This window comes from Streptomyces sp. NPDC008121 (genome assembly GCF_042957155.1).
Lineage (GTDB): Bacteria > Actinomycetota > Actinomycetes > Streptomycetales > Streptomycetaceae > Streptomyces.
Window position 1 is genome coordinate 394,426 of sequence record NZ_JBIBHT010000004.1, and the last position, 23,868, is coordinate 418,293.

Annotated in this window: 23 protein-coding genes, 1 tRNA gene and 3 pseudogenes; 10 read left to right on the forward strand and 17 right to left on the reverse strand. The window is 70.5% G+C overall.

The features are described 5' to 3' along the window. Positions 1-22: 22 nt before the first annotated feature. The 5 genes from ACFZBD_RS16095 to ACFZBD_RS16115 form a co-directional block, all read right to left on the reverse strand. Positions 23-2,002, reverse strand: a complete 1,980-nt coding sequence (locus ACFZBD_RS16095; protein ID WP_391140121.1) for an FAD-dependent oxidoreductase — start codon at positions 2,000-2,002, stop codon at positions 23-25. A 173-nt stretch (positions 2,003-2,175) separates the two neighbouring features. Further along, on the reverse strand, positions 2,176-2,637 hold the full coding sequence (locus ACFZBD_RS16100; protein ID WP_391140122.1) for a hypothetical protein: 462 nt from the start codon (positions 2,635-2,637) through the stop codon (positions 2,176-2,178). 2 nt (positions 2,638-2,639) lie between these two features. Then, positions 2,640-3,140 carry a hypothetical protein gene (locus ACFZBD_RS16105; protein ID WP_391140123.1) on the reverse strand — a complete coding sequence of 167 codons (501 nt, stop codon included), beginning with the start codon at positions 3,138-3,140 and terminating at the stop codon, positions 2,640-2,642. A 28-nt stretch (positions 3,141-3,168) separates the two neighbouring features. Further along, positions 3,169-4,542, reverse strand: a complete 1,374-nt coding sequence (locus tag ACFZBD_RS16110) for a hypothetical protein (RefSeq protein WP_391140124.1) — start codon at positions 4,540-4,542, stop codon at positions 3,169-3,171. 8 nt (positions 4,543-4,550) lie between these two features. Then, positions 4,551-4,913: a hypothetical protein gene (locus tag ACFZBD_RS16115; RefSeq protein WP_391140125.1), complete on the reverse strand. Its 363-nt coding sequence runs from the start codon at positions 4,911-4,913 to the stop codon at positions 4,551-4,553. 435 nt (positions 4,914-5,348) lie between these two features. Here ACFZBD_RS16115 and ACFZBD_RS16120 point away from each other — a divergent pair, with 435 nt between their 5' ends. The 4 genes and pseudogenes from ACFZBD_RS16120 (at position 5,349) to ACFZBD_RS16135 (ending at position 9,273) form a co-directional block, all read left to right on the forward strand. Further along, positions 5,349-5,564: a DUF6243 family protein gene (locus ACFZBD_RS16120; protein ID WP_391140126.1), complete on the forward strand. Its 216-nt coding sequence runs from the start codon at positions 5,349-5,351 to the stop codon at positions 5,562-5,564. Positions 5,565-5,840: 276 nt separating this feature from the next. Then, positions 5,841-7,115, forward strand: coding sequence for a peptidoglycan DD-metalloendopeptidase family protein (locus ACFZBD_RS16125; protein ID WP_391140127.1), 1,275 nt, complete (start codon positions 5,841-5,843; stop codon positions 7,113-7,115). 280 nt (positions 7,116-7,395) lie between these two features. Next, a complete protein-coding gene (locus ACFZBD_RS16130; protein WP_391140128.1) occupies positions 7,396-7,548 on the forward strand; it encodes a hypothetical protein in 153 nt (50 codons plus the stop codon). Between the two features lie 189 nt (positions 7,549-7,737). Then, a pseudogene (locus tag ACFZBD_RS16135) lies at positions 7,738-9,273 on the forward strand (UDP-N-acetylmuramoyl-L-alanyl-D-glutamate--2,6-diaminopimelate ligase). Between the two features lie 150 nt (positions 9,274-9,423). On the opposite strand, the pseudogene ACFZBD_RS16140 reads toward ACFZBD_RS16135, so the two are convergent. The 4 genes and pseudogenes from ACFZBD_RS16140 to ACFZBD_RS16155 form a co-directional block, all read right to left on the reverse strand. Further along, positions 9,424-9,675: pseudogene (locus ACFZBD_RS16140) on the reverse strand (SpoIIE family protein phosphatase); the annotation flags it as partial. Positions 9,676-9,736: 61 nt separating this feature from the next. Further along, positions 9,737-9,953, reverse strand: a pseudogene (locus ACFZBD_RS16145) (hypothetical protein). Between the two features lie 235 nt (positions 9,954-10,188). After that, positions 10,189-10,590 carry a PIN domain-containing protein gene (locus tag ACFZBD_RS16150; protein ID WP_391140129.1) on the reverse strand — a complete coding sequence of 134 codons (402 nt, stop codon included), beginning with the start codon at positions 10,588-10,590 and terminating at the stop codon, positions 10,189-10,191. Further along, complete coding sequence (locus tag ACFZBD_RS16155) at positions 10,587-10,835, reverse strand: hypothetical protein (RefSeq protein ID WP_391140130.1); 249 nt, start codon at positions 10,833-10,835, stop codon at positions 10,587-10,589. The genes ACFZBD_RS16150 and ACFZBD_RS16155 overlap by 4 nt, the downstream gene beginning before the upstream one ends. Positions 10,836-11,545: 710 nt before the next feature. On the opposite strand from ACFZBD_RS16155, the gene ACFZBD_RS16160 reads away from it, so the two are divergent. After that, entirely contained in the window at positions 11,546-11,788 is a 243-nt protein-coding gene (locus tag ACFZBD_RS16160; RefSeq protein WP_391140131.1) for a hypothetical protein, read from the forward strand. Positions 11,789-12,111: 323 nt separating this feature from the next. On the opposite strand, the gene ACFZBD_RS16165 is transcribed toward ACFZBD_RS16160, so the two are convergent. The 5 genes from ACFZBD_RS16165 to ACFZBD_RS16185 all read right to left on the reverse strand — a co-directional run bounded on the left by ACFZBD_RS16165 (position 12,112) and on the right by ACFZBD_RS16185 (position 14,295). Continuing rightward, positions 12,112-12,768 (reverse strand): contact-dependent growth inhibition system immunity protein, encoded by a 657-nt coding sequence (locus ACFZBD_RS16165; protein ID WP_391140132.1) that lies wholly within the window; start codon positions 12,766-12,768, stop codon positions 12,112-12,114. Between the two features lie 13 nt (positions 12,769-12,781). Beyond that, a complete protein-coding gene (locus tag ACFZBD_RS16170) occupies positions 12,782-13,081 on the reverse strand; it encodes an RNase A-like domain-containing protein (protein ID WP_391140133.1) in 300 nt (99 codons plus the stop codon). Between the two features lie 62 nt (positions 13,082-13,143). Beyond that, on the reverse strand, positions 13,144-13,704 hold the full coding sequence (locus ACFZBD_RS16175; RefSeq protein ID WP_391140134.1) for a hypothetical protein: 561 nt from the start codon (positions 13,702-13,704) through the stop codon (positions 13,144-13,146). A gap of 26 nt (positions 13,705-13,730) precedes the next feature. After that, a complete protein-coding gene (locus ACFZBD_RS16180; RefSeq protein ID WP_391140135.1) occupies positions 13,731-14,129 on the reverse strand; it encodes an RNase A-like domain-containing protein in 399 nt (132 codons plus the stop codon). 95 nt (positions 14,130-14,224) lie between these two features. Beyond that, a tRNA-Gly gene (locus ACFZBD_RS16185) sits at positions 14,225-14,295 on the reverse strand. A gap of 395 nt (positions 14,296-14,690) precedes the next feature. Here ACFZBD_RS16185 and dcd point away from each other — a divergent pair. Both dcd and ACFZBD_RS16195 read left to right on the forward strand, forming a co-directional pair. Further along, positions 14,691-15,266: a dCTP deaminase gene (gene dcd, locus ACFZBD_RS16190; protein WP_391140136.1), complete on the forward strand. Its 576-nt coding sequence runs from the start codon at positions 14,691-14,693 to the stop codon at positions 15,264-15,266. Between the two features lie 12 nt (positions 15,267-15,278). Further along, a complete protein-coding gene (locus tag ACFZBD_RS16195; protein WP_391140137.1) occupies positions 15,279-15,776 on the forward strand; it encodes a phosphoribosyltransferase family protein in 498 nt (165 codons plus the stop codon). 75 nt (positions 15,777-15,851) lie between these two features. On the opposite strand, the gene ACFZBD_RS16200 is transcribed toward ACFZBD_RS16195, so the two are convergent. The 3 genes from ACFZBD_RS16200 to ACFZBD_RS16210 form a co-directional block, all read right to left on the reverse strand. Further along, a complete protein-coding gene (locus ACFZBD_RS16200) occupies positions 15,852-16,733 on the reverse strand; it encodes a YIP1 family protein (protein WP_391140138.1) in 882 nt (293 codons plus the stop codon). Positions 16,734-16,940: 207 nt separating this feature from the next. Then, positions 16,941-19,199, reverse strand: coding sequence for a heterodisulfide reductase-related iron-sulfur binding cluster (locus ACFZBD_RS16205; protein WP_391140139.1), 2,259 nt, complete (start codon positions 19,197-19,199; stop codon positions 16,941-16,943). Between the two features lie 143 nt (positions 19,200-19,342). After that, positions 19,343-19,894, reverse strand: a complete 552-nt coding sequence (locus tag ACFZBD_RS16210; RefSeq protein ID WP_391140140.1) for a sugar transferase — start codon at positions 19,892-19,894, stop codon at positions 19,343-19,345. A 227-nt stretch (positions 19,895-20,121) separates the two neighbouring features. Here ACFZBD_RS16210 and dnaK point away from each other — a divergent pair, with 227 nt between their 5' ends. The 3 genes from dnaK to dnaJ all read left to right on the forward strand — a co-directional run bounded on the left by dnaK (position 20,122) and on the right by dnaJ (position 23,868). Then, on the forward strand, positions 20,122-21,966 hold the full coding sequence (dnaK, locus tag ACFZBD_RS16215; RefSeq protein ID WP_391140141.1) for a molecular chaperone DnaK: 1,845 nt from the start codon (positions 20,122-20,124) through the stop codon (positions 21,964-21,966). Continuing rightward, positions 21,966-22,619: a nucleotide exchange factor GrpE gene (gene grpE / locus ACFZBD_RS16220; RefSeq protein ID WP_391140142.1), complete on the forward strand. Its 654-nt coding sequence runs from the start codon at positions 21,966-21,968 to the stop codon at positions 22,617-22,619. Before dnaK ends, grpE begins: the two co-directional genes overlap by 1 nt. A 61-nt stretch (positions 22,620-22,680) precedes the next feature. Then, positions 22,681-23,868 (forward strand): molecular chaperone DnaJ, encoded by a 1,188-nt coding sequence (gene dnaJ, locus ACFZBD_RS16225; protein ID WP_391140143.1) that lies wholly within the window; start codon positions 22,681-22,683, stop codon positions 23,866-23,868.

Sequence of the window (23,868 nt, forward strand, 5' to 3'; positions counted from 1 at the left end):
GGCCGCCCGCACCCGGGGCCGGTCAGTCCTTCAGATGGACCTCCAGGGCGGTCCGTACCGCCGACTCCAGCGCCCCCTCGATCCACGCCGGCTTCACCGACGTGTGGCAGCCGGCGAAGTGCAGGCCGCCCTCGGGCTCACGGATGTGCGGGAACAGCTCGGTGTGCTGGCCGGGGAGGAGGACGGACGCCTCGCCGTAGGCGTACGGGTCGCGCATCCAGGACTGGGTGCGGCCGACGCCGGTGTAGAAGACCTCGATCCGCTGCCCGTAGACCTCCTGCAGACCGGCCAGCGCGCGCGGGTAGCGCTCCGCGTCGTCGAAGGCGTCCCACTTCAGGGCGTCGTCGGACCAGCTGTAGGAGGCGAGGACGACGCCGCCCGCGCTGCCCTCGACGGGGTGGGACGGCTGGAACATGAAGCGGTTGGGGTTGTCGGTCGCCGAACCGCCGCCGACGACGTGCGCCGCCTCGGGCTGGTCGCGGGCGATGTGCCGGGCGGCGGCGTAGTGGGCGCGCTGCGCGGCGGAGATGTGGCCCCGGGGGACGGACGGGTGGGCGCCCAGCAGGCTCCCGTCGTCCGGCGTCCGGCCGAGCCGGTACTCCCGGTGCAGCCCGGGCCGTACGGCCTCCAGCTCGCGCTTCCAGTCGGCCTCGTCGAACTCCCACCAGCGGCGGCTGAACTCCAGGAGCACCTTCGTGGCGGCGTCGTAGTGCAGCTCCGTGACGGCCCGCCGCTTCCCGTACGACAGGGCGGGGGTGACGGGGATGTGGCGCAGCCCCGAGAAGGGGACGGTGATGATCGCGGTGTCGCCGGTGAACCTCTCCCGCTCGACACCGCGCGGCCCGCGGCCCTCCGAGACGGTGTCGACGGTGACCGTGCCGTTCCCGTGGGTGATCCGGGTGGCGCGCCGGTCGAGCCGTACGAGGTCCTCGACCCGCTCGTAGAGCGCGTCGACCAAGGTGCCGGTGCCGTCGGGGAGTTCGAAGAAGGCGGTGTCCGGGCTGATCAGCGAGGCGCCGATGAAGCTGTGGATGAAGGCGAGATGGAGCCGGGAGGTGAGGTTCTCGACGGTGCCGATCAGGTCGACCGTCCGCTCGTCGAGCTTCGCCTCGTCGCTGAGGAAGCGGTACATGGACATGTGGCCGTACCGCTGGACGACACGGGCCCAGCCCTCGACGAGGGCCTTGCCCTCCTTGCCCTCGATCTCCCGGCGCACGGGCGCGAACGCGTCGCGCAGGATCCGCGCGGCGGGGACCGTCTCGTGGCGCGCGGGCACGCCGAAGGAGCGGTTGACGGCGCGCGGGTCGCGGGCGTAGTCGGCGCGGCGGACGCGGATGCCGTTGACCAGGATCCAGGTGCGGTAGGCGGGGCGGCCGCTCCCGTCGACGTCGACGAGGTGGAAGCGCCGGCGCCGGAGGCCGAGGCCGTCGATGAGCCCGGTGACGAGGGGGTGGCTGTCGGGGATGCGCATCGCGCCGGCCTCGGCGTACTGGCGGGCGTCGGTGAAGGGAGGCTCGGACCGCTCGTGCCCGCCGGCGCGGAACGTCTTGATCCGCCCGCCGACCCGGTTGCCGTTGGCCTCGATGACGGTGACCCGGTGCCCGGCCTGGCGCAGCAGGTGCGCGGCGGTGAGCCCGGCGGGCCCGGCACCGACCACGAGCACGCTCTTGGTACGGCGGGACCGGGGCAGCCCGTCCCGCAGCAGGATGTCGGCGTACCGGGGCACGAGCGGCTCGTCCGCCTCGTCCCGTACGAGGATGGCGCGGGCGACCGTCAGACACGCCGCCCACTCCGCACCGCCGGCCGCTCCCGGCGCCGCTCCCGGGGCCGCTGCGGGTGCGGCTCCGGACGCCTCCACGGCGAGGGGGACGATCCCGGCCCCGGCCACCGCACCGGCCCCGGCGATCAGGGTGCGGCGGGAGGGGCCGGGCGAGGGGTCGGGGAGGGGCGAGGAGGAGGTCTCGTCGGAGGAGTGCGGGCTCTGCGCCGGCTCGATGATCATTGATCAACTCTGGCGGGTCGGCGGGCCGCGGAACGCCCGGAAGCCGTGTGACGGTCAGTAACCACCCGGACGTGTGGCGGCCCGCGCGACGCTGACGAACGGAGGCGAACGGAGACGAACAGGGCCGCGCGGGCGCGCACTTCGGGGGACTCGGCCCCTGGACTCCGCGCCCCTCAGAGCCGGAAGAGCACTCCGTGCCAGGTCCAGCCCGCGTCGAGGACCGTCTGGCGCAGGGGGTCCTTCATCTGCCGGGTCTCGAAACGGAACGTCTCGACCCTGCGCTCGCGCCCGTCGGGCCCCGTCTCCTTCCCCCACACCCGGTACACGGCGTTCGCGGGCCCGCGGCTGCGCTGGCCGAGGACGTGTTCGGTCAGCGAGACCTCCCACTGCTCGTCGACGGCCCGCACCTCGCCCTTGGCCGCGTCCAGACGCATCCGGGTCCAGAGGCGTACGCGCAGCTCGGGGAGGCGGCACTCGGCCACCAGGTCGCCCTCCTTCGGCATCCCGTTGCGGACGACGAAGGGGACGCCGGGCCCGTTGAGCGCCAGCAGCGCCGACCGCACCTCCAGCGGGGAACGCCGGGCGACGCCCGGGCCCGGGTGCCGGGTGCCGAAGTAACCGTCCAGGAAGCCCATCGCTACGCCTCCGCCCCGGTGTCCGGCCGCACGCTGCGCACGAACTCCCGGAAGTCGCCGACGACCTCGTCGTGCTGGCCCGCCGTGGCGGTCAGGACCAGCCGGATCACCGCCCGCCTGCGCGGATCGTGCGCGTCAGGGAAGGTGAGGAACACCTGGGACTGGACGAGGTCGAGCCGGACCTCGCCGACGACGGCCGGGAAGGTCAGCAGCTGCGTCAGGGCGGGCGCGTCCGGGGACCCGACCTCCTGGCGCCGGGCCACGGCGACCGGATCCACGAACGCGCTCAGTCGCCGCGCGGACTCGTCGGCGAGATCGGACAGGGCCGCCGCCTCCGGCGGAACCTCGCCGGCGACGGTGATGTTGGCGGTGAACCCGCGGTCCGGGTGCGGGTACGCCGCCGCGAAGGCCACGTCCGGGGCGTCGAGGCCCTCGGGGGGCGCGGCCGGCTGCCAGCCGTCGGGCAGCCGGAACTCGATCGGGACCGGCAGTGTCAGGGGCATCGGAGGCCCTCCTTCCAGGGGAAGTACATCAGGGCAGCCAGCCGCCGACGGTGTTCTTCACGGAGCCGGCGGCGTCCCCGAGGGCGCCGACCCCGTCCCCGACCGCACCGCCCACCGCGTCGGCGGCGTCGCCGACGCTCTTGCCCACCTTGTCCGGGTCGACGGTGAACTCGAGGCCCACGGAGCCGCCGAGGGCGGGGGAGAGCCCCACCTTGCCGCCGAACTTGTACACGCCTTCGTCGTTCTTCTCGTAGCCCCACTTGGCCTCGGCGCCGGGTCCGGCCCAGCCCTCGGCGGTGGCGCCGAAGCCGATGCCGGCGACCTCGGCGCCGCCGGCGACGGAGGCCTTCGCCCCGGCGAACGCCTTCGCGTTGACGACGACACCGTCCTTGCCCGCCTTGAGACCGGCGCTCGCCTCGGCGCCGGCGAAGCCCTCGGCGCGTCCGTAGGCGCCGACGTAGGGGCCGTACTCGGCGCGCCCCTCGGCGAGCCCCCGGAGCCCGGCGGACGCCTCGGCCTTGGCGTTGAGGCCCGCTTCGGTGAAGCCGAAGTTGGCGGTGGCCCGGGCGCCTCCGTAGGCGTCGGCGATCCCGGACAGCTTCCAGTCCCCGTTGGTCATCGTCCCTTCCGCCTTGAGGTGGAAGAGGTCGGCGGCCGCCTTGACCGAGGCCTCCTTGCCGTAGGCGGGGCCGGTGACCTTGAACTCGGCGCCGGGCCCGGTGGCCGAGGCCTTGCCCTCGGACTTCCAGCCGTCGGTCTTGGTCGTCGCCTTGTCGTCCGAGGGCGCGCCGGCCTTCGCCAGGTCGCCCTCGGCGTGGGCGTTGAAGCCGTTCAGGGTGCCGTCGGCGCCCTTGCCGAAGGCGTCCTTGTTGCTGTCGACGACGGCGGCGGCGAGGGCGGTCTTCACGGAGGTGTCGGCCTCGGTCGCGGCCCGCACCCGGTCGTCGATGTGCTTCTGCCAGGAGGCGACGGAGTCCTGGACGGTCTTCTCGCCGTCGACGTCGTGCCGGTACGCGCTGCGCTCGGCGGGCGTGAGCGCCGACCAGCCGAACGCGACGCGCCCCTCGGCGGAGACGGTCATGCCGGCGGCCTTCGCGTCGTCGCGGGCGCTCTCCAGCTTCTTCTTGAGGTCGGTGAGCTTCTCGTGGGCGTCCCGCAGGAGGCTTGCGATCGCCTTCGCCTGGCTCTGGGCGGCGGAGTACTCGTACCGCGTGGCGGCGAAGTCGGCCTTCGCGACGCCGGCGCTGACGCCGGTCCAGGCGGGGCCCATGGAGATCTTCTGGACGGTGTCACGGTAGCGGTTCTCGACCTTGTGCAACTCCCCGGCCATCGCCTCCCACTGGGAGGCGGCGGTGGTCAGGAGGCCGAGGTCGGTGGTCATGATCTCGTGGTAGGTGGGCATCCGGGCGCCTAGAGGGTGTTCAGCTTCGACTGGGCGAGCAACTGGTCGCCCACACCGATGTCATTGCCGGCGAAGAGCCCGGACGCACCGCGCAACGCGTTCTTCTCCGCGGCCAGTCGGTTCATCAGGGTCTTCACCTGCCTGTTCCAGGTGTCCTCGACGGTCTTCAGCCCGGCGGCCGTCTCCCACCCGTCGAAGCCCTTCCGCGCGGCACCGGTGGCCTCGTCCGCGTGCTCGGCGGCCTTCTTGGTGTTCGGCTCCAACTCGGTCTCGACGGTTCCGGCGGCCGCCTTCTTCTGCGCCGGTGTCGAGGCGAAGTCCGTGGCACCGCCGCCCGCCTGAGCGAGGTTCAGTCCCGGTTCGTGATCCATTGCCATCGTGAATCCCCCGTGTCGATCGACTGCGATCATATGATCACCCCGGCCTCGATCCGCCCCGGCCCCCGGGTGTTACGCAAAGGGTCACACCGCGGTCACACGTCCCGGCCGTCGCCCGTACCCCTCGCACGTGGAAACACCTCCGCCCGGGTCCCGAGGGGCCTGACGGCGGCCGTGTTCCGGCGTCGATCAAGCCACGCGCGGTCGGGCTCCGACCCCCGCCCCCGCCGGCCGCGTCGCCCGCGCCCGGCACGAAACGCCGGGCATGCGGGGCCTACGGAAGCGGGTACCGTCGTTGTCATGTTCTTCCGGACGCCGATCGACGAGTGAGAGCGTGACGGACCGCGGCTGACGCCCTGGGACGTCGCCGCGCCCGTCCCCGGCGCCACGACATCGGCAGAACACCGCACCTCACCACCGGGAGAACCCGTGACCGACAGCAAGAACATCAACAACCCCGTCGGCCAGGGCGGCGGCCAGCGCAAGAAGCTGTCCCGCGCCGAACGCCAGAACAACGGCCCGCACCGCAACCTCGACCGCCAGAACGCCGCCGACCGGAAGGCGGACCTGGTGCGCAAGATGCGCGAGAAGGCCCGCGCGACCGAGAACACCGACGAGACGGCCGACGACACCACCCGGAACTGACACGCCTCTGACCTGCGGACACGTCTCTTCGCACGTCCTTCCGGGAGGCTCTGCCCACACCCGTGGTGACCGTCGCTCACCGCCCTGGAGGGCACGGACGGGGCACGTGCCGACCCCCGCTCGGCGGTCCGGTGCGGCTGGACGGGTGTAGTTCGGCGCCCGGCTCCGGCGCCGTCCACCGGGAGCGTCGCTCGCCCGGATTACATGGGCCTGCGCCTCGGCGTGGGGCGTACCGGTGCCCTTCACGGTCCCGGACCCGACGACTGGAAGAGCACCATGGCAGAGCGCCACCCTCGCAACCGCACCGGCCGCGGCCCGCTACGTCGCGGGCTCGCCGCCGCCGTGCTCGCGGTCGGCATGCTGACGGCCTCGACGGCACCCGGATACGGAACCGGCCCGACCCCACCGGCGCCCGGCCCCCAGTTCACGCCGTTGACGGCGGCCGTGCTGACCAAACCGGCGCCGTTCCGCGCCACGGACGGCAAGACGCACCTCTCGTACGAACTGCTCACCACGAACGCGCTGCCCAGCAGCGCACGGGTGCGGCTGGACCGGGTCGAGGTCCGGGACGCCCGCACGCACCGGGTCGTGGGCGCGCTGAGCGGGCAGGCGCTGGCCGATGCCGCCAACCCGGTGGGCGACCCGCTGCCGGGTGCGGACGGGTACACGCCGGCGCCCCCGGGGCCGACGCCGACCGTCATCCCGGGCTCCCAGCAGTGGGTCGTCTGGCTCGACCTGGTCCTCGACCAGGACCGGCGGGTGCCCAAGGTCCTCGAGCACCACCTCTCGGGCGCCGTCCTCACCGCCTCCGGCTCCTCCCCGTTCGAGGAGACGGTCCAGATCACCCCGACCGACCGCACCGCGCCGCTGAACCTGGACGCGCCGGTCCGTCCCGGCACCTGGTACTCCAGCGAGTCGTGCTGCGGCAACACCCACCACCGGCGCGGCCTCGGTCCGATCAACGGCCGCTTCTACGTGCCGCAGCGCTTCGCGATCGACTGGTACCGGGTCGGCGAGCAGGGCCAGACCTGGGAGGGCGACCCCGCGCGGCTCACCAGCTACCTGAGCTACCGGCAGCCCGTCGTGGCGGCGGCCGGCGGCAGGGTGGTGGAGGTCCAGGACGGCATCCCGGACAACACGCCGCCCGTCACGCCGCCGGTCCCGCCGATCGAGCAGACCGTCGGCAACCACGTCACCGTGGAGGTCGCGCCCGGCCGCTACCTGCTCTACGCCCACCTGGCGCCCGGCTCGCTCAAGGTCCGGGAAGGCGACCACGTCGAACCCGGCCGGATCCTCGGTCTGATCGGCAACAGCGGCAACTCGACCACGCCGCACCTGCACTTCCAGGTGATGACCACGCCCGAGTTCTTCCCGACCGACAGCCCGCCGTTCACCTTCCGGAAGTTCCGCGTCGTCGGACAGGTCGAACCCCGCCTCTGGGACGACAACCTGGGCACCCAGCCGACCGGCGTCCTCCCGATCACACCCTCCCCGTACGACGGCCCCCACCACGCGCGCTATCCGCTCGACCGCGAGGTGCTGGAGTTCTGACCGCCCCCGGCCGGCCCCGGCGGGCGACGCCCGGAGCACCCCGGACAACAACGAAGGCCCTGGTCTTGGGACCAGGGCCTTCGTTCACGAGCGGATGACGGGACGAACCCGGAGGTTGCGACGACCCGTCGCTGAGCCCCCACCGACCGAGGAGGCAGCACTCGACACCGGCCGGCGTGGCCGGAGAGGGTTTCGGCCGGCCGCCGCCGTGACGGACCGGTGGCCTTCCTGCGCAGGCGAGGCGGTCCTCGGGTCGCTGGGCGGGCCGTACACTCGGCCCATGGGTCGCACACGTTCCTCGAGGCAGTGCCTGCAGCAGGCCGCCTCCGAGATGCGCCCGGCCGCCGGGGTTCCGACCGCCGTCGACCCGACCGGCGCGGCCCTCGCCGCAGCGCCCAAGACGCGCCGTACCGCCCTGCACGGCCACGGCTAGCGCATCGCGCCTCCGGCTCCTCCGCTGGCCACGGCTAGCGCATCGCGCCTCCGGCTCCTCCGCTGGCCACGGCTAGCGCATCGCGCCTCCTCCGCTCCACATCACCACAGCAGTTTCCCGGCATGCCGCCGGCACTGCCGCCTGGCTACGGCCGCACGCCCGGGCCCGAGCCCCCTCGAAGGGATCATTGTGAAGCTGAGCGCATTGCTGGCCGGGCAGGAGCACCACGTTCTCCAAGGTGATCCGGACACGACGTCGATCACCGCGGGAACCACCTTCGACGCCGACAGGGTGACGCCGGGCTCGCTCTTCATCGCCGTACCCGGACACCGGGAGGGCGGCCCCGGCTCCGTCTCGCCCGCCCTGGCCCGGGGCGCCGCCGCCGTACTCGTCGACAGCAGCGCACCCGCCCTGCCGGCCGGGGTGTGGCCCGCGGGCACCTGCGTCGTCCGGGTACCCGACGCGCGGACGGCCGCCGCGGTGGTCACCTCCCGTTACTACGGCGAGCCCGGGCGGCAGATGGAGATGGTGGCGATCACCGGCACCAACGGGAAGACCTCCGTCTCGTACATGGTCGAGTCCGTCCTGCGGATCGCCGAGGGCGCCAGGGTGGGGGTGATCGGCACCGCCGGAAGCAGGATCGGCGACGAACCGATCCCCATGCCGCCCTCGGTGCTGACCACGCCGGAATCCCCCGACCTGCAGTACCTCCTGGGGTTCATGCGCGACCGTAGGGCGGCCGGCGTGGTGCTGGAGGCCACGTCGATGGCGCTGCTGACGCACCGGGTGAACCGTACGTTCATCGATGTCGGGGTCTTCACCAACCTGACGCAGGACCATCTGGACGACCACGGAACGATGGCGGACTACAGGGACGCCAAACTGCGGCTCTTCCAGGGCCTGTGCCGACGCGCGGTGGTGAACGCCGACGACCCGGTGGGCGCGTCCATCGTGTCGATGATGCCGGGTGCCGTGACCACGTACGCCCTTGATCGCCCGGCTGACTACCGGGCCACCGACCTCGTGGTGAGTGCCTCGGGCACGCGGTTCGCCCTCCACCACGACGGACACGCCTACCCGGCCTCGATCCCCGTCCCCGGCCGGTTCTCGGTGGCCAACGCGCTGGCCGCGGTGGCAGCCTGCCACGTGCTGGGGCACGAGCTGGGCCCGCTGGTCGACGCGCTCGCCCGGATGCTGCCCGTCCCGGGCCGGATGGAACGCTTCCGAACCCCGCTGGGCACGTCGGTGATCGTGGACTACGCGCACTCGCCGGACTCCCTGGACAAGGTCCTGGCCGCCATCCGGGGCTTCGCCCGCGGCCGGGTGATCACGGTCTTCGGCTGCGGCGGAGACCGCGACACCACCAAGCGAGCCTAGATGGGCCGGATCGCCGGGACCCATTCCGACCTCTGTGTCCTGACCTCGGACAACCCCCGCAACGAGGACCCCGAGGCCATCCTGGACCAGGTCGCCCCCGGCCTCACGGCGACCGGCACCCCGTTCCGGCGCTACACCGACCGGCGCCAGGCGATCGCCTTCGCCTTGTCCGCGGCGGGCCCCGACGACACGGTCCTGATCGCCGGCAAGGGCAGCGAACCACACCAGATCGTCGGCGAGAAGCTGCTCCCCTTCAGCGACATGGCCACGGTGCGCGAACTGGCCCAGACCCAGGCCGTACGCAGCACCGGCCGCCAGACGGCCGGCCCACCGCCGCTGTCGCCTTGAGGATCACGGCCACCTGCCCCCTACAGGTCCGGACACCGACGTTCTGAACTGCGGAAACGCTAGCCCGAAGCCGCTTCTTCGCCGCCTGCTCGGCTCCCTTGTCGTCCGCTGCTGACCGCCCCTACTGGCACGTTGTGGCACGACGGCGGATCAGCCACGCCACTCGACCAGAACGAGAGTGGCGTCGTCCGAGGTGGCTTCGCCGCGTGCCCGCTTGAGCGTGTGGGACAGGTCCCGTGCCACTGTGCGGACGCCTCGGTCCTCCTTCTCCAACTGGTTCACCCAGCCGATGAGCTGGTCCTCGCCGAACTGCTCCTGCCCGCTCTCGTGCTCCTCGATCAGACCGTCGGTGAAGCAGAGGAAGCGGTCCCCCGGTTCGAGCATCACACTGCTGACCTGCGGCTAGGTGTCTCTGCCGCTCGTGGAACGCCACTGAGGCTGCGTCGTGCGGTGCGGCCGACCGTTAAGGTTCCTCGGCGTGCGGGCCGGTACCGGTGGAAGGCCGGCTGGTGTCGAGCCAGGAGCGGGCCGGCTCGGCAGTGGTCTCGGTGTCGACGGTGAGGTGGAGCCGTGTGCCACCGCCGGGGATCGGGTAGCTGCGCTGCTCCGTGCCGGCGAAGCACCGGCGGTAACGACGTCCGCGTGGCGACGGGTGTACGAGTTACTTCCGGTAACCTCAGCCTACTCCGCCGTGCGGCGGGACGAGCGGTTTCCCACGCAGGGTGTACCGGCCGGGGCCGCCGCTCCCGATGCGCTGTGGCCGAGTCCTCCGCCCCGACCCGGCCGACCCGATGTGCCTCAATAGCGGGGCGCCCCCTGCGGGACCGGAACTCGTCGGCGGACCACACGACAAAGCCTCAGGTCGCCGACCTGGGGCACACAACCTGCCGACGTGCGTACTCCGGGGACTGGCGGTCAAAGAGGGATGATGCGGACCTGGTGGCCGCAGAGCTTGGCCATGTCGTCACTGTCGGACGTCAGCAGAGCGGCAGGTTTTGGCTGGCGCAGAGCGACCTCGGCGACCGTGGCGTCGATGGCGTACTTGTGACCGTGCAGCCCGGCGCCTTTGAGGATTTCTGCCGCCGCTTTGGCTGCTTGCTCGGTGACCGGTTCCACCTTGATACGGGACAGGGCCCAGTTCAGGCGGGGGATGTTGGTACGGGAGTGGCTGACTTCCACGATGGTGTTCGCCCCGATCACGAGGTCGGCCCCCATACCGTGGAAGATCTGCAGCATTGCGAGGAATTTGCGGTCCTGCGCGATCCAGGCGGATAGCCCCTCTGAGTCCAGGACGACGGTTTCGATGCGCTCGCTCACGCGGCGTCCGCGTTCTTGGTGGAGTCGGCGGTACCGAAGATCTTCGAGTGGGCTTCGGCGAGCTCTTCGTCGCTGAAGCGTCCGTGTTCTTCCTCGTGGCGGCGAAGGTCGTCGCCCAGAAGCTGGTGCCGGATCTGGCGGGCTACGGCTTCCGCGACGTACCCGGAGACGTTGTCCGTGAGCTTGCGGAGCTCGGCCACCTGATCGCTGGGGAGTGTGACGGTGATGCGAGTCGTTGAGGACATGCGCCAAGCATACTGGAGTATGCGTAGGAGGGCTGTGCTCCCGACTGGCACTCCACAGGTGAGGTCACACGATCGAATCGACCCTGCTTCTGGCGTTCCAGCTAGTCGCGGAGGGGTGACAGGTCGCAGCAGGCCCCCTCACCGGGCTGTTCGGTGCGCCCGGTCCGCTCAGGCGGCAGGGGCGTCTGGAGGAAGCACTCGTGCTGTACCGGAAAGAGGCCGAAGCCGGCCGACGGGACGCGGTAGCGCATGTCGCCGCCCTGCACGAGCCCCTGGGGGGACTGTCGGAGGCCCTCGCCCCGACGCGCCGCACCACATACACGCACCACACTGGATGCTCCTCGCACGCTCTTTCCGCTCGGATCCGGTCCTGATTCCCTGATCGGGAAGGCACTTGGACTCGACCACGAGGTGGGGTATGGAGCGCGCGACCCGGGGGACAGCACAGCGCGGTACGTATGACATCGGCGATCGGCGGCCCACCCGCTTCCTCGGCAGCCTGTCGGAGGAGGCCCGGGGAGAACTGCTGAGTATCGGTTCCCCGCGGCAGTATCCGCCCGGAGCGAAGATCCTCGTGGAAGGGACACCGGGTGATTGCCTGGTGCTCTTGGAAACCGGCTACGTGAAGGTCACCGGGAAGCTCGCCAACGGGCATGAAGCCCTGATCGCCATCCGGGCCGGCGGAGACAGCGCTCGACGTCATCGAGGCGATGCCGCCCGAGCAGCGTGTCGGTTCGCCGACCGGCTTCTTGGAGCAGGTGATCAGTATTGCCGAGTCCACCCACGAGGTGGTCGGTGTACTCGGCGAGGTCGAGGTCGGCATGCGGTGGTTGGTGAAGATGAGCCGGGAGCTGCGGGTGCCGGGTCGGGACCTCACGGCCGCGGTCAAGCAGGTCAGCGGCGTGGTGACCCGGATCGCGGACTGGGAGCGCAGGGCCCGCGCGTTGATCTGACCGCGAGGCGGACGGCTCCCTCGCTCCACCGTCGCCCAGCGGCTGAACCAGGCGACACGGTATCGGTAGGCTGCGAGCAGGTCCGGACAACGACGAAGCCCAGGTCAGTGACCTGGGCTTCGTTCACGAGCGGATGACGGGAATCGAAGCCGCTCTATAGCTTGGCAAACACTGTCGCCCAAATCGATTACCTTGGTTCTGACCTGCGGGAACATGCTCCGGTGGGACTGGTCCCGCGAGCTCGTGGGCACCCGTGTCGACACTGTTGTCCACCCTGAAGGGCACGGTTGGGGCACGCGTGAGGACGGCCCCTCAAGGCTCGATCAGCCGCTGGACAGGGTCGTCGCCACCGACTGGAACCAGGCGCCGTGGGAGAACGGTTCGGGCGGGCCGACCTCCATGCCGAGTTCGGCGGCGGCCAGGGCGTAGTCGCCTTCGTCCAGGGGGAGGGCGAGCAGTTCGTGGAGTTCGCCGACGAGGCGTGCGGCCAGCTGGGGATGGGCGGTGGCGGCGTAGTCGGCGAGGGCTGCGTCGTGGTCGGGGAACTCGTCGACGATGTCCTGCGAGAACCAGCCGCCGAGCAGTTGCGCGGTCTCCGGGAAGCGTGCGTGCCACTCCCACTGCGTCTGCGGGGACGACGGTTCCGGGACGTCGCCTTCCTCGATGCTCTTCTTCAGGTGGTCGGCCAGGACCGTCAGCCAGTCGCCGATCGCCGACTGGGGCATCCCGGTGTCCGGGATCGCGTAGAACTCGCCCAGGTCGCGCCGGACGCGACCCGGAGGGTTGCGGCTGTACTCGCGCAGCTGGCGCTCCGCCTCGGCGATGGCCGAGGGGCGGGTGTGCCAGGTGTGACGGAGGTAGGCGTCAAGGGCGCGGCTGCGGCGCTCCGGGGTGTCGTCGGCCGGCTGGCCCAGGTACGCGCGCATCACCTGGTCCAGTTCGCCGTACCGGCGGTCGTGTTCGAGGGGCTTCATGGACATGTGGGTGCGGCCCCTACAGGTAGAACGGGACGGTCGTGTGGACGACGAAGCCGTGTGGGCTCGACGGCTCGCGACGCAGCACCACGCGCGCCGCGCGGACGTCGACGGGCCCGCGTCCGGCCAGCAGGTCGCCCTCCAGCTGGACCCTGCCCACGGGCTCCTCGCGGGAGGGCCAGGCGGCCTCGATGGTGAGGCGGGCCCGGGTGCCCTGGACGAGCCAGCGGTGGACGGCCTGTTCGTTGGCGGTCACCACCTGCTGGGTGGCCCAGTGGGCGGTCTCCCGGTCGGGGTAGGAGGCGGAACGGGTCAGCACGGGGGCATCCTCTCAAAGCAGCTGGTCAGGAGCTGCGCTCGTATGGATCGGCAACCGGATCATCAGTCGGCGAAGGTCCAGAACAGGCCGACCTCGGTGGCCGAGACGATGACGAGGCCGCAGTCCTCCATGAGGACGCCCATCGGGCTGTACCCCAGGCTCTCCAGCGTGAAGTCGAGAGTCCCGGGCGCGCTGCCCCGCTTGCTGACGTTGGTGTGAAACGTGACTGTGTCTCCGTAACGCGCGAGGACCGTGCGCGCCATCTCCCTGAGTTCCTCCGGGGATTCGTCGAAATACCGGAGGTTGGCCAGGGTGCAGCCGCTCTCGGTGAGGGCGAGGAGAAGGTCTTCGGCGCTGTCCCGGTCGATCTCCTCGAGGCGCGATGCGATGTACTCCGGGGGGTGAGCGGCGAAAGGCCACGTGGGGTTCCCCTCGCGCTCCGGGCCTTTTTCCGCGTCATCGACGTGTGCCCAGCCCCGGGGATCCGGTACGGCCCGGGCCATCAGCGCGAGGACGTCGAGGACCCAGTCCTCGTGGCGGCGCGGGCCCGTGGCGATGTACCCGTACGCGTCTCTGTACAGGTGGTGTACTGCGGAGTCCCAGGAATTCTGGTCGACGGACATGGGGTGCTGGCCTTTCTGGGGGCGCGCTAGGACTTGTAGGGCATCGACGTCATGACCGTGAACGGTGGGTTGCGGCTGCCGTCGTACCTGAGCCGCGCTTCGATGCCCTTCACGTCGTACGCCTTGGCGTCGATGCCGCCCTCCTCGTAACCGGACTTCGGGTCGTTCGGGTCGACCGGTTGCTTGAACACGCTGCGTCCGCTGGCCTCGTCGTTCGGCGCGTCCGCGCGGAACTTCTCGACGTCTCCATCGGTCGCCGGCGGCGGACCCTTGATCCACGCCTCGATCTGGGCCTTGTTCTGGTTGAGGGCGTACTCGGTCAGATCCTCGGCCCGCTGGTAGTTCGGGAAGGCCGAAGAGCTGCCGGGGTACGGCTTGCCGTGCGCCCACGCCTGCGTCGGACCGTTGGTCTGCTGGTCGCGCACTCGACGCCGAGTCCCTGTCCGAACTGGACGCACTGCCAGAGCCGAACTGACACGACGACGAAGCCCCAGGTCGCTGACCTGGGGCTTCGTAGAAGAGCGGATGACGGGAATCGAACCCGCGCTATAAGCTTGGGAAGCTCATGTTCTACCATTAAACTACATCCGCGCAGCGGTCCGAAGATCGGTACCGCAGACTCGGACACTGTACCCCATGCCCGCCCCCGCGACGTAGCCGTCCCCTACGGAGTGCCGCCTGGAGTCGTGTCCTGTTCATCCCCTAATGTGGCTGTCTCGTCCACCACTTGTCGGGGAAGGGACTTGATGGGTTCGATGGAGCGCACCGTCGTCCGTTGTGCCGAAGGGCATGTGTTCAGTACCGCCTCGTTCCCGCTGCAGCAGCTCGGGGCCGCGCGGATCGGGCCCGGGCGGCTGGTTCGGTGTCCGCGATGTGCGCGGTTGCGGCATGCGGTGCCCGTGGAGCTCGGGCAGCGCTGAGGGGCCGCCGGGCGCGGGTCCCTGCCCGATTGGGGCAGGTCCGCGCCCTCTGCGTATCGTGGGGGCGTGCTTCTCTCAGACAAGGACATCCGGGCCGAGATCGATGCCGGGCGGGTACGCATCGACCCGTACGACGAATCCATGGTGCAGCCCTCGAGCATCGACGTGCGGCTTGACCGCTTCTTCCGGGTGTTCGAGAACCACCGCCACCCCCACATCGACCCCGCCGTCGAGCAGCACGACCTGACCCGTCAGGTGGAGCCGGAGGGGGACGAGGCGTTCATCCTGCACCCCGGCGAGTTCGTGCTCGCGTCGACCTACGAGGTCATCACCCTGCCCGACGACATCGCGTCGCGCCTGGAGGGCAAGAGCTCCCTGGGGCGGCTCGGGCTCGTCACGCACTCGACCGCCGGGTTCATCGACCCCGGCTTCTCCGGGCACGTGACCCTGGAGCTGTCGAACCTCGCCACCCTGCCGATCAAGCTGTGGCCGGGGATGAAGATCGGCCAGCTGTGCATGTTCCGGTTGAGCTCGCCCGCCGAGTTCCCTTACGGCAGCGAGCGCTACGGCTCGCGCTACCAGGGACAGCGGGGGCCGACGGCCTCCCGTTCCTTCCTGAACTTCCATCGGACCCAGGTGTGAGGGGCGGTCGTCATGAGTGAGGTACGCGAGAACCTGACGTACGAGGGCTTCGGGCGCGCCGTCCGTGAGCTCGCGCAGACCATCGCCGACGACGGTTACGAGCCCGACGTCGTGCTCTCCATCGCCCGCGGCGGCGTCTTCGTCGCCGGCGGCCTGGCCTACGCGCTGGACTGCAAGAACATCCACCTCGTGAACGTGGAGTTCTACACCGGCGTGGGGACCACCCTGGAGATGCCGGTCATGCTGGCGCCCGTCCCCAACGCGATCGACTTCTCCGACAAGAAGGTCCTGATCGCCGACGACGTCGCCGACACCGGCAAGACGCTCAAGCTCGTCCACGACTTCTGCGTCGACCACGTCGCCGAGGTCCGCTCCGCGGTCGTCTACGAGAAGTCGCACTCCCTGGTGAAGTGCGAGTACGTGTGGAAGAAGACCGACGAGTGGATCAACTTCCCCTGGTCGGTCGAGCCGCCCGTCGTCCGGCGCGCGGGCCAGGTCCTCGACGCCTGAGCCGGCTTCCCCGGCCGTACGAGAAGAGGGGCCCCGCCGTTCTCCACGGCGGGGCCCCTCTTCTTCGTACGCGGCTTACAGCGTGCCCAGCTTGATGATCGACAGCAGCGCCACCAGCTGGATCGCCGAGGCGCCCAGCGCCTTCGGCCACGGCAGGTCGTGGGAGCGGCTCACCATCGCCGTGAGGAGGGCGCCGGCGGCCAGCCAGGTGACCCAGCCGAGGACCTGCACGAGACCGTTCTCGCCGCCCAGGAAGATCGCGAAGAGCAGTCGGGGCGCGTCCGTGATCGACATGATCAGCATCGACAGGCCGACGGTCGGCTGCCAGGAGCCGTCCCCGCCGAGCTGGCGGGCGAGGGTGTGCGTGACGACGCCCAGGATCAGTCCGCCGATAACGAAGCCGACGCCGGTCATCAGGACGTACGGGATCGCCGTCGACAGGGTCGCGTTGATGGCCTCTTCGCGCGCCTGGTCGAAGCCGAAGATCGCGAGCAGGCCGTAGAGGAAGGTCACGACGAGCGCGGGGCCCCAGACGGGGTAGTCCCGCATCTGCAGGAACGTCGGCGCGGGGCGCAGGACGATGCCGCTCAGCAGGGCCTTCCAGGGCAGCCGGGGGCCCGTGGGGCCGGGGGCCGCGCCCGCCTGGTAGGTGGCGCTGTCGCCGTACGGGTCGTCGTGGATGCTGAACGCCCGCGTGTGGCCCGGGTTGTCCGCCGTGCCCGCGTGCGGCTGCTGGGCGTGCTGCGGGTGCTGCGCGTGCGGGTCGCCGAAGTACTCCGGCTCCCCGTACTGCTGCCCGTACGGCTGCTGCCCGTACTGCTGTCCGCCCTGACCCTGCGGGGGCCACTGCTGCTGCGGGTACGGCGGCGGGGCCGCCTGGTACCCGTTCGGCGCCTGCTGCGGTCGTTGTTGCGGGGGGCGGTTGTCCCGGCCGCGTCCGTTCCTGAATCCAGCCACGTCATCGAACGTACCCGCTCCCGCCCCGCGGGGCTCAATCAGCACCGACCTTGCCACTGAGCTGTGACATCCCCTAGGGGGCCTCAGGGGGCCTCAGGGGCGCGGGGACGGGCGGCCCGCCCGTACGGAAGGAGCACCGCCCGTACGTACGAGAGGACCGCCCCGCTCGCTCGCGGGACGGTCCTCTCCAGACGTACGGCGCCGGGGCTACTGCGCCGGCTCGGGCTCCGGCTCCGGCTCGGCCGGGAGCTGTTCCACCGGCTTCTTCACCGAGTCGAGCAGCAACTGGGCCACGTCCACGACCTGGACGGACTCCTTCGCCTTGCCGTCGTTCTTCTTGCCGTTGACCGAGTCGGTCAGCATGACCAGGCAGAACGGGCAGGCGGTGGAGACGATGTCCGGGTTGAGGGACAGGGCCTCGTCGACGCGCTCGTTGTTGATGCGCTTGCCGATCCGCTCCTCCATCCACATCCGCGCGCCGCCGGCGCCGCAGCAGAAGCCGCGCTCCTTGTGGCGGTGCATCTCCTGCTGGCGCAGGCCCGGGACGGCCGACATGATCTCGCGCGGGGGCGTGTAGACCTTGTTGTGGCGGCCCAGGTAGCAGGGGTCGTGGTAGGTGATGAGCCCGTCGACCGGCGTCACCGGGATCAGCTTGCCCTCGTCGATGAGGTGCTGGAGCAGCTGCGTGTGGTGGATGACCTCGAACTCGCCGCCCAGCTGCGGGTACTCGTTCGCGATCGTGTTGAAGCAGTGCGGGCAGGTGGCGACGATCTTCTTCGCCGACTTCGGCTTCTTCGTCTCCGGGTCGTCGTCGTCCTCGCCGAACGCCATGTTCAGCATCGCGACGTTCTCCTGGCCGAGCTGCTGGAAGAGCGGCTCGTTGCCCAGGCGGCGGGGCGAGTCACCGGTGCACTTCTCCTCGCCGCCCATGATCGCGAACTTGACGCCCGCCATGTGCAGCAGTTCGGCGAAGGCCTTGGTGGTCTTCTTGGCCCGGTCCTCCAGGGCGCCGGCGCAGCCGACCCAGTAGAGGTAGTCGACCTCGGTGAGGTCCTCGACGTCCTTGCCGACGATCGGTACCTCGAAGTCGACCTCCTTGGTCCACTCGACGCGCTGCTTCTTCGCCAGGCCCCAGGGGTTGCCCTTCTTCTCCAGGTTCTTCAGCATCGTGCCGGCCTCCGAGGGGAAGGCGGACTCGATCATCACCTGGTAGCGGCGCATGTCGACGATGTGGTCGATGTGCTCGATGTCGACCGGGCACTGCTCGACGCAGGCGCCGCAGGTGGTGCAGGACCACAGGACGTCCGGGTCGATGACGCCGTTCTCCTCGGCGGTGCCGATCAGCGGACGCTCGGCCTCCGCGAGGGCGGCGGCGGGGACGTCCTTGAGCTGCTCCTCGGACGCCTGCTCGTTGCCCTCCATGTCCTTGCCGCCGCCCGCGAGGAGGTACGGCGCCTTGGCGTGCGCGTGGTCGCGCAGGGCCATGATCAGGAGCTTGGGGGAGAGCGGCTTGCCGGTGTTCCAGGCGGGGCACTGCGACTGGCAGCGGCCGCACTCGGTGCAGGTGGAGAAGTCGAGGATGCCCTTCCAGGAGAACTGCTCGACCTGGGAGACACCGAAGACGGCGTCCTCGGCCGGGTCCTCCCAGTCGATCTCCTTGCCGGCGGTCGTCATCGGCAGCAGCGGGCCGAGGGCGGTGGAGCCGTCGGAGTTCCGCTTGAACCAGATGTTCGGGAAGCCGAGGAAGCGGTGCCAGGCGACACCCATGTTGGTGTTCAGCGAGACCGTGATCATCCAGGTGAAGGACGTGACGATCTTCAGCGCCGCGAAGAAGTAGGTGAGGTGCTGGATCGTGCCCAGGCTCAGCCCGTCGAGGGCGGCGATCAGCGGGTACGAGGCGAAGAAGCCGGGCTCCCAGCTCGTCACGTGGTGCTGGACGCCCTCCAGGGCGCGCAGCGTCATGATGCAGACGCCGACGATGAGGATGACGGCCTCGACGAAGTACGCCTGGCCGGTCTTCGAGCCCGCGAAACGGGACTTGCGGCCCGCCCCGCCCGGCCGGTTCAGCTGCCGGATCACGATCAGGGTCAGGATGCCGAGGACCGTCATCAGACCGAGGAACTCGGTGAAGATCTCGTACGGCAGCCAGTCGCCGATGAACGGGATCAGCCAGTCGGCCTGGAACAGCTGGCCGAAGGCGTTGACGATGGTGAGCAGCAGGGAGAAGAAGCCCACCGCCACGAACCAGTGCGCGACGCCGACGATGCCCCAGCGGTTCATACGGGTGTGGCCGAGGAACTCCTTGACCAGGGTGACGGTGCGCTGCGTGGGGTCGCCGGTGCGCGTGCCCGCGGGCACGGGCTGGCCGAGCTTCACGAAGCGGTAGATCTGCGCGATGGCGCGCCCGAACAGCGCGACGGCCACCACCGTGATGACGATCGACACGACGATCGCGGCGAGTTGCATTTGGGGCTCCTCGGGCGGGCCTGCGAGGCGGAGTGCCGACACTGCCGAGTGTGGCACTACTAAGCGGTAACTTATTCAGTCCGTGCTGAGATTACCGCTTCGGGGCGCCCCGCTGTAGCGGCGCCCGCGGTGATCTGTGTCGCTCAGGCAAGCCTTGCCGGCGGGGCCTCTCCGGTCGCCGCGCGACGTCTGCGGACTGCTGGAAGCGTACGCGCCAGGATGGCGAGATCCATCCCCAGCCAGTGATGGTCCACATAGTGGAGGTCGAGCAGCTCCCGCTCCTCCCAGGGCAGGTCGGAGCGGTCGCTGATCTGCCACAGGCCGGTGAGGCCGGGGCGTACGGAGAGCCGGCGGCGGGTCTCGCCCGCGCACTCGCGGTGGGCGGGGACCAGAGGGCACGGGCCGACCAGGGACATCTCCCCGCGGACCACGTGGAGCAGCAGCGGGAGCGCCGCGAGCGGCCCGGGGGTGCGGAAGGTCAGTATCCGGAACGTCCTGCCGTCGCGGCCGGCCATCGTGCGGCGGCGCAGGAGTCCCGTCCCGTCGGCCCCCTGCGCCCCTTCACCGTCCGGCCGCGCGGCGGCGCCCCCGCCCGCCCGCGCGGCGAGCGACAGCGCGACGAGGGCGAAGAGGGGGGACAGGAGCAGCAGGAGGGTGAGTCCGCCCATGAGGTCGAGTGCGCGCTTGGCCGTCATGCCCCCACCACACCCTTTCGTGGGATATTCGTGAGGTATCGGACTCTCTCACGGAGGGGTGTCCGAGCCGGGGGAGCGACGCGCCCGAGGGGCGGTCGGTGGGGCCTCTTTGAGCCGAAGGCAGCGCGAACAGTTGAGCCGACACGACTCAGGTCTGTTGACGCGGGAGAACCGGTCGTGCATCCTTGAGCCAGATCCACTCAAGTCAGTCAGCTGGAGGAATCGAAATGGCACGTGCGGTCGGCATCGACCTGGGCACGACTAACTCCGTCGTCAGCGTTCTCGAAGGCGGCGAGCCCACCGTCATCACCAACGCCGAGGGCGCCAGGACCACGCCGTCCGTCGTCGCCTTCGCCAAGAACGGCGAGGTGCTCGTCGGCGAGGTGGCCAAGCGCCAGGCGGTCACGAACGTCGACAGGACCATCCGGTCGGTCAAGCGCCACATGGGCACCGACTGGAAGATCGACATCGACGGCAAGAGCTTCAACCCGCAGCAGATGAGCGCCTTCATCCTGCAGAAGCTGAAGCGCGACGCCGAGTCCTACCTGGGCGAGAAGGTCGTCGACGCGGTCATCACCGTCCCGGCGTACTTCAACGACTCGGAGCGTCAGGCGACGAAGGAGGCCGGTGAGATCGCGGGCCTCAACGTCCTGCGCATCGTCAACGAGCCGACCGCGGCCGCCCTGGCCTACGGCCTGGACAAGGACGACCAGACGATCCTCGTCTTCGACCTCGGTGGCGGCACCTTCGACGTGTCCCTCCTGGAGATCGGCGACGGCGTCGTCGAGGTGAAGGCCACCAACGGTGACAACCACCTCGGTGGCGACGACTGGGACCAGCGCGTCGTCGACTACCTGGTGAAGCAGTTCGCCAACGGCCACGGCGTCGACCTGGCCAAGGACAAGATGGCTCTCCAGCGTCTCCGCGAGGCCGCGGAGAAGGCGAAGATCGAGCTGTCGTCCTCCACGGAGACGTCGATCAACCTGCCGTACATCACGGCCTCCGCCGAGGGCCCGCTGCACCTGGAGGAGAAGCTCACCCGGGCGCAGTTCCAGCAGCTCACGGCCGACCTGCTCGAGCGCTGCAAGACCCCGTTCCACAACGTCATCAAGGACGCGGGCATCCAGCTCTCCGAGATCGACCACGTCGTCCTGGTCGGTGGCTCCACCCGTATGCCCGCCGTCGCCGAGCTCGTCAAGGAGCTGACCGGCGGTCAGGAGGCCAACAAGGGTGTGAACCCGGACGAGGTCGTCGCCATCGGCGCCGCCCTGCAGGCCGGTGTCCTCAAGGGCGAGGTCAAGGACGTCCTGCTCCTCGACGTCACCCCGCTGTCGCTTGGTATCGAGACCAAGGGCGGCATCATGACCAAGCTCATCGAGCGCAACACCACGATCCCGACCAAGCGGTCCGAGATCTTCACCACGGCCGAGGACAACCAGCCGTCCGTGCAGATCCAGGTCTACCAGGGCGAGCGCGAGATCGCGGCGTACAACAAGAAGCTCGGGATGTTCGAGCTGACCGGTCTGCCGCCGGCGCCGCGTGGCGTCCCGCAGATCGAGGTCGCCTTCGACATCGACGCCAACGGCATCATGCACGTGACCGCGAAGGACCTGGGCACGGGCAAGGAGCAGAAGATGACCGTCACCGGCGGCTCCTCGCTGCCGAAGGACGAGGTCGACCGGATGCGCCAGGAGGCCGAGCAGTACGCGGACGAGGACCACCGTCGTCGCGAGGCCGCCGAGTCCCGCAACCAGGGCGAGCAGCTCGTCTATCAGACGGAGAAGTTCCTCAAGGACAACGAGGACAAGGTCCCCGGTGAGGTCAAGACCGAGGTCGAGACCGCCGTCGCCGAGCTGAAGGAGAAGCTCAAGGGCGAGGACACCGCGGAGATCCGTACGGCCACCGAGAAGGTCGCGGCCGTCTCCCAGAAGCTCGGCCAGGCGATGTACGCCGACGCCCAGGCCGCGCAGGCCGCGGGCGGCGAGGCCCCGGGCGCCGACGCCAAGGCCGACGACGACGTCGTCGACGCCGAGATCGTCGACGACGAGAAGCCGAAGGGCGGCGCTGCCTGATGACGGAGGAGACCCCGGGCTTCGAGGAGAAGCCCGACGTCCCCTCCGGCGCCGAATCCGACGACGCCGCCGAAGCCGCCGAGGCCCCCTCCCAGGAGGAGGGCTCGGCGGCCCCGGCCGGGGACGCAGCGCAGACAGCCGGTCTGACGGCCCAGCTGGACCAGCTCCGCAGCGCGCTCGGTGAGCGCACCGCGGACCTCCAGCGGCTCCAGGCCGAGTACCAGAACTACCGCCGCCGCGTGGAGCGGGACCGGGTCACGGTCAAGGAGATCGCCGTCGCGAGCCTCCTGGGCGAGCTCCTGCCCGTGCTCGACGACGTCGGCAGGGCCCGGGACCACGGCGAGCTCGTGGGCGGGTTCAAGTCGGTGGCCGAATCGCTGGAGACCGTCGTCGCCAAGATGGGACTCCAGCAGTTCGGCAAGGAGGGCGAGCCCTTCGACCCGACGATCCACGAGGCCCTCATGCACTCGTACGCGCCGGACGTCACCGAGACGACCTGCGTGGCGATCCTGCAGCCGGGGTACCGAATCGGCGAGCGGACCATCCGGCCCGCGCGCGTGGCGGTGGCCGAGCCCCAGCCCGGGGCGACGCCGGCCGCGAAGGAAGAGAAGTCGGCAGACGAGGAGAGCGGTGGCCCCGAGGAGGCCGTGTGACCCGAGTCGGGTCACACGCCCCCGGGGCTAGCGCGAAGATCGTCCGGGAGGAGGGACGTCGATGAGCACGAAGGACTTCGTCGAGAAGGACTACTACAAGGTTCTCGGCGTCCCCAAGGACGCCACCGACGCCGAGATCAAGAAGGCGTACCGGAAGCTCGCCCGCGAGAACCACCCGGACGCCAACACGGGCGACACCAAGGCGGAGGAGCGCTTCAAGGAGATCTCCGAGGCGAACGACGTCCTCGGCGACCCCAAGAAGCGTAAGGAGTACGACGACGCCCGCGCCCTGTTCGGCAACGGAGGCTTCCGTGCCGGACCGGGCGGGGCGGGCGGAACGTTCAACTTCGACCTGGGCGACCTCTTCGGGGGCGCCCAGGGCCCGGCCGGCGCCGGTGCCGGCGGCTTCGGCGGCGGCCTGGGCGACGTCTTCGGCGGTCTGTTCAACCGGGGCGCGGGCGGCGGCGCGGGGACGCGCACGCAGCCGCGCCGCGGCCAGGACATCGAGTCCGAGGTGACGCTCAGCTTCACCGAGGCGGTCGACGGGGCCACCGTGCCCCTGCGGATGTCCTCCCAGCAGCCCTGCAAGGCCTGTTCGGGCACCGGCGACAAGAACGGCACCCCGCGGGTCTGCCCGACCTGCGTCGGCACCGGTCAGGTCTCCCGCGGCGGCAGCGGCTCGTTCTCGCTCACCGACCCCTGCGTGGACTGCAAGGGGCGCGGCCTCATCGCCGAGACCCCCTGCGAGGTCTGCAAGGGCAGCGGGCGGGCCAAGTCCTCCCGCACCATGCAGGTCCGCATCCCCGCCGGTGTCTCCGACGGCCAGCGGATCCGGCTGCGCGGCAAGGGCGCGCCCGGCGAGCGGGGCGGGCCGAACGGCGACCTCTACGTCGTCGTCCACGTCGACGCCCACCCGGTCTTCGGCCGCAAGGACGACAACCTCACCGTCACCGTGCCCGTCAGCTTCCACGAGGCGGCGCTCGGCGGCGAGATCAAGGTACCGACCCTCGGCGGCCCCGCGGTGACGCTGAAGCTGCCCGCCGGCACGCCCAACGGACGGACCATGCGCGCCCGCGGCAAGGGCGCGGTCCGCAAGGACGGCACCCGGGGCGACCTGCTGGTGACGGTGGAGGTCGCGGTGCCCCAGGAACTGGACGACAAGGCCCGCGAAGCCCTCGAGACGTACCGCGAGGCGACGGCGGGCGAGGACCCCAGAGCAGAACTCTTCCAGGCCGCGAAGGGAGCTTGA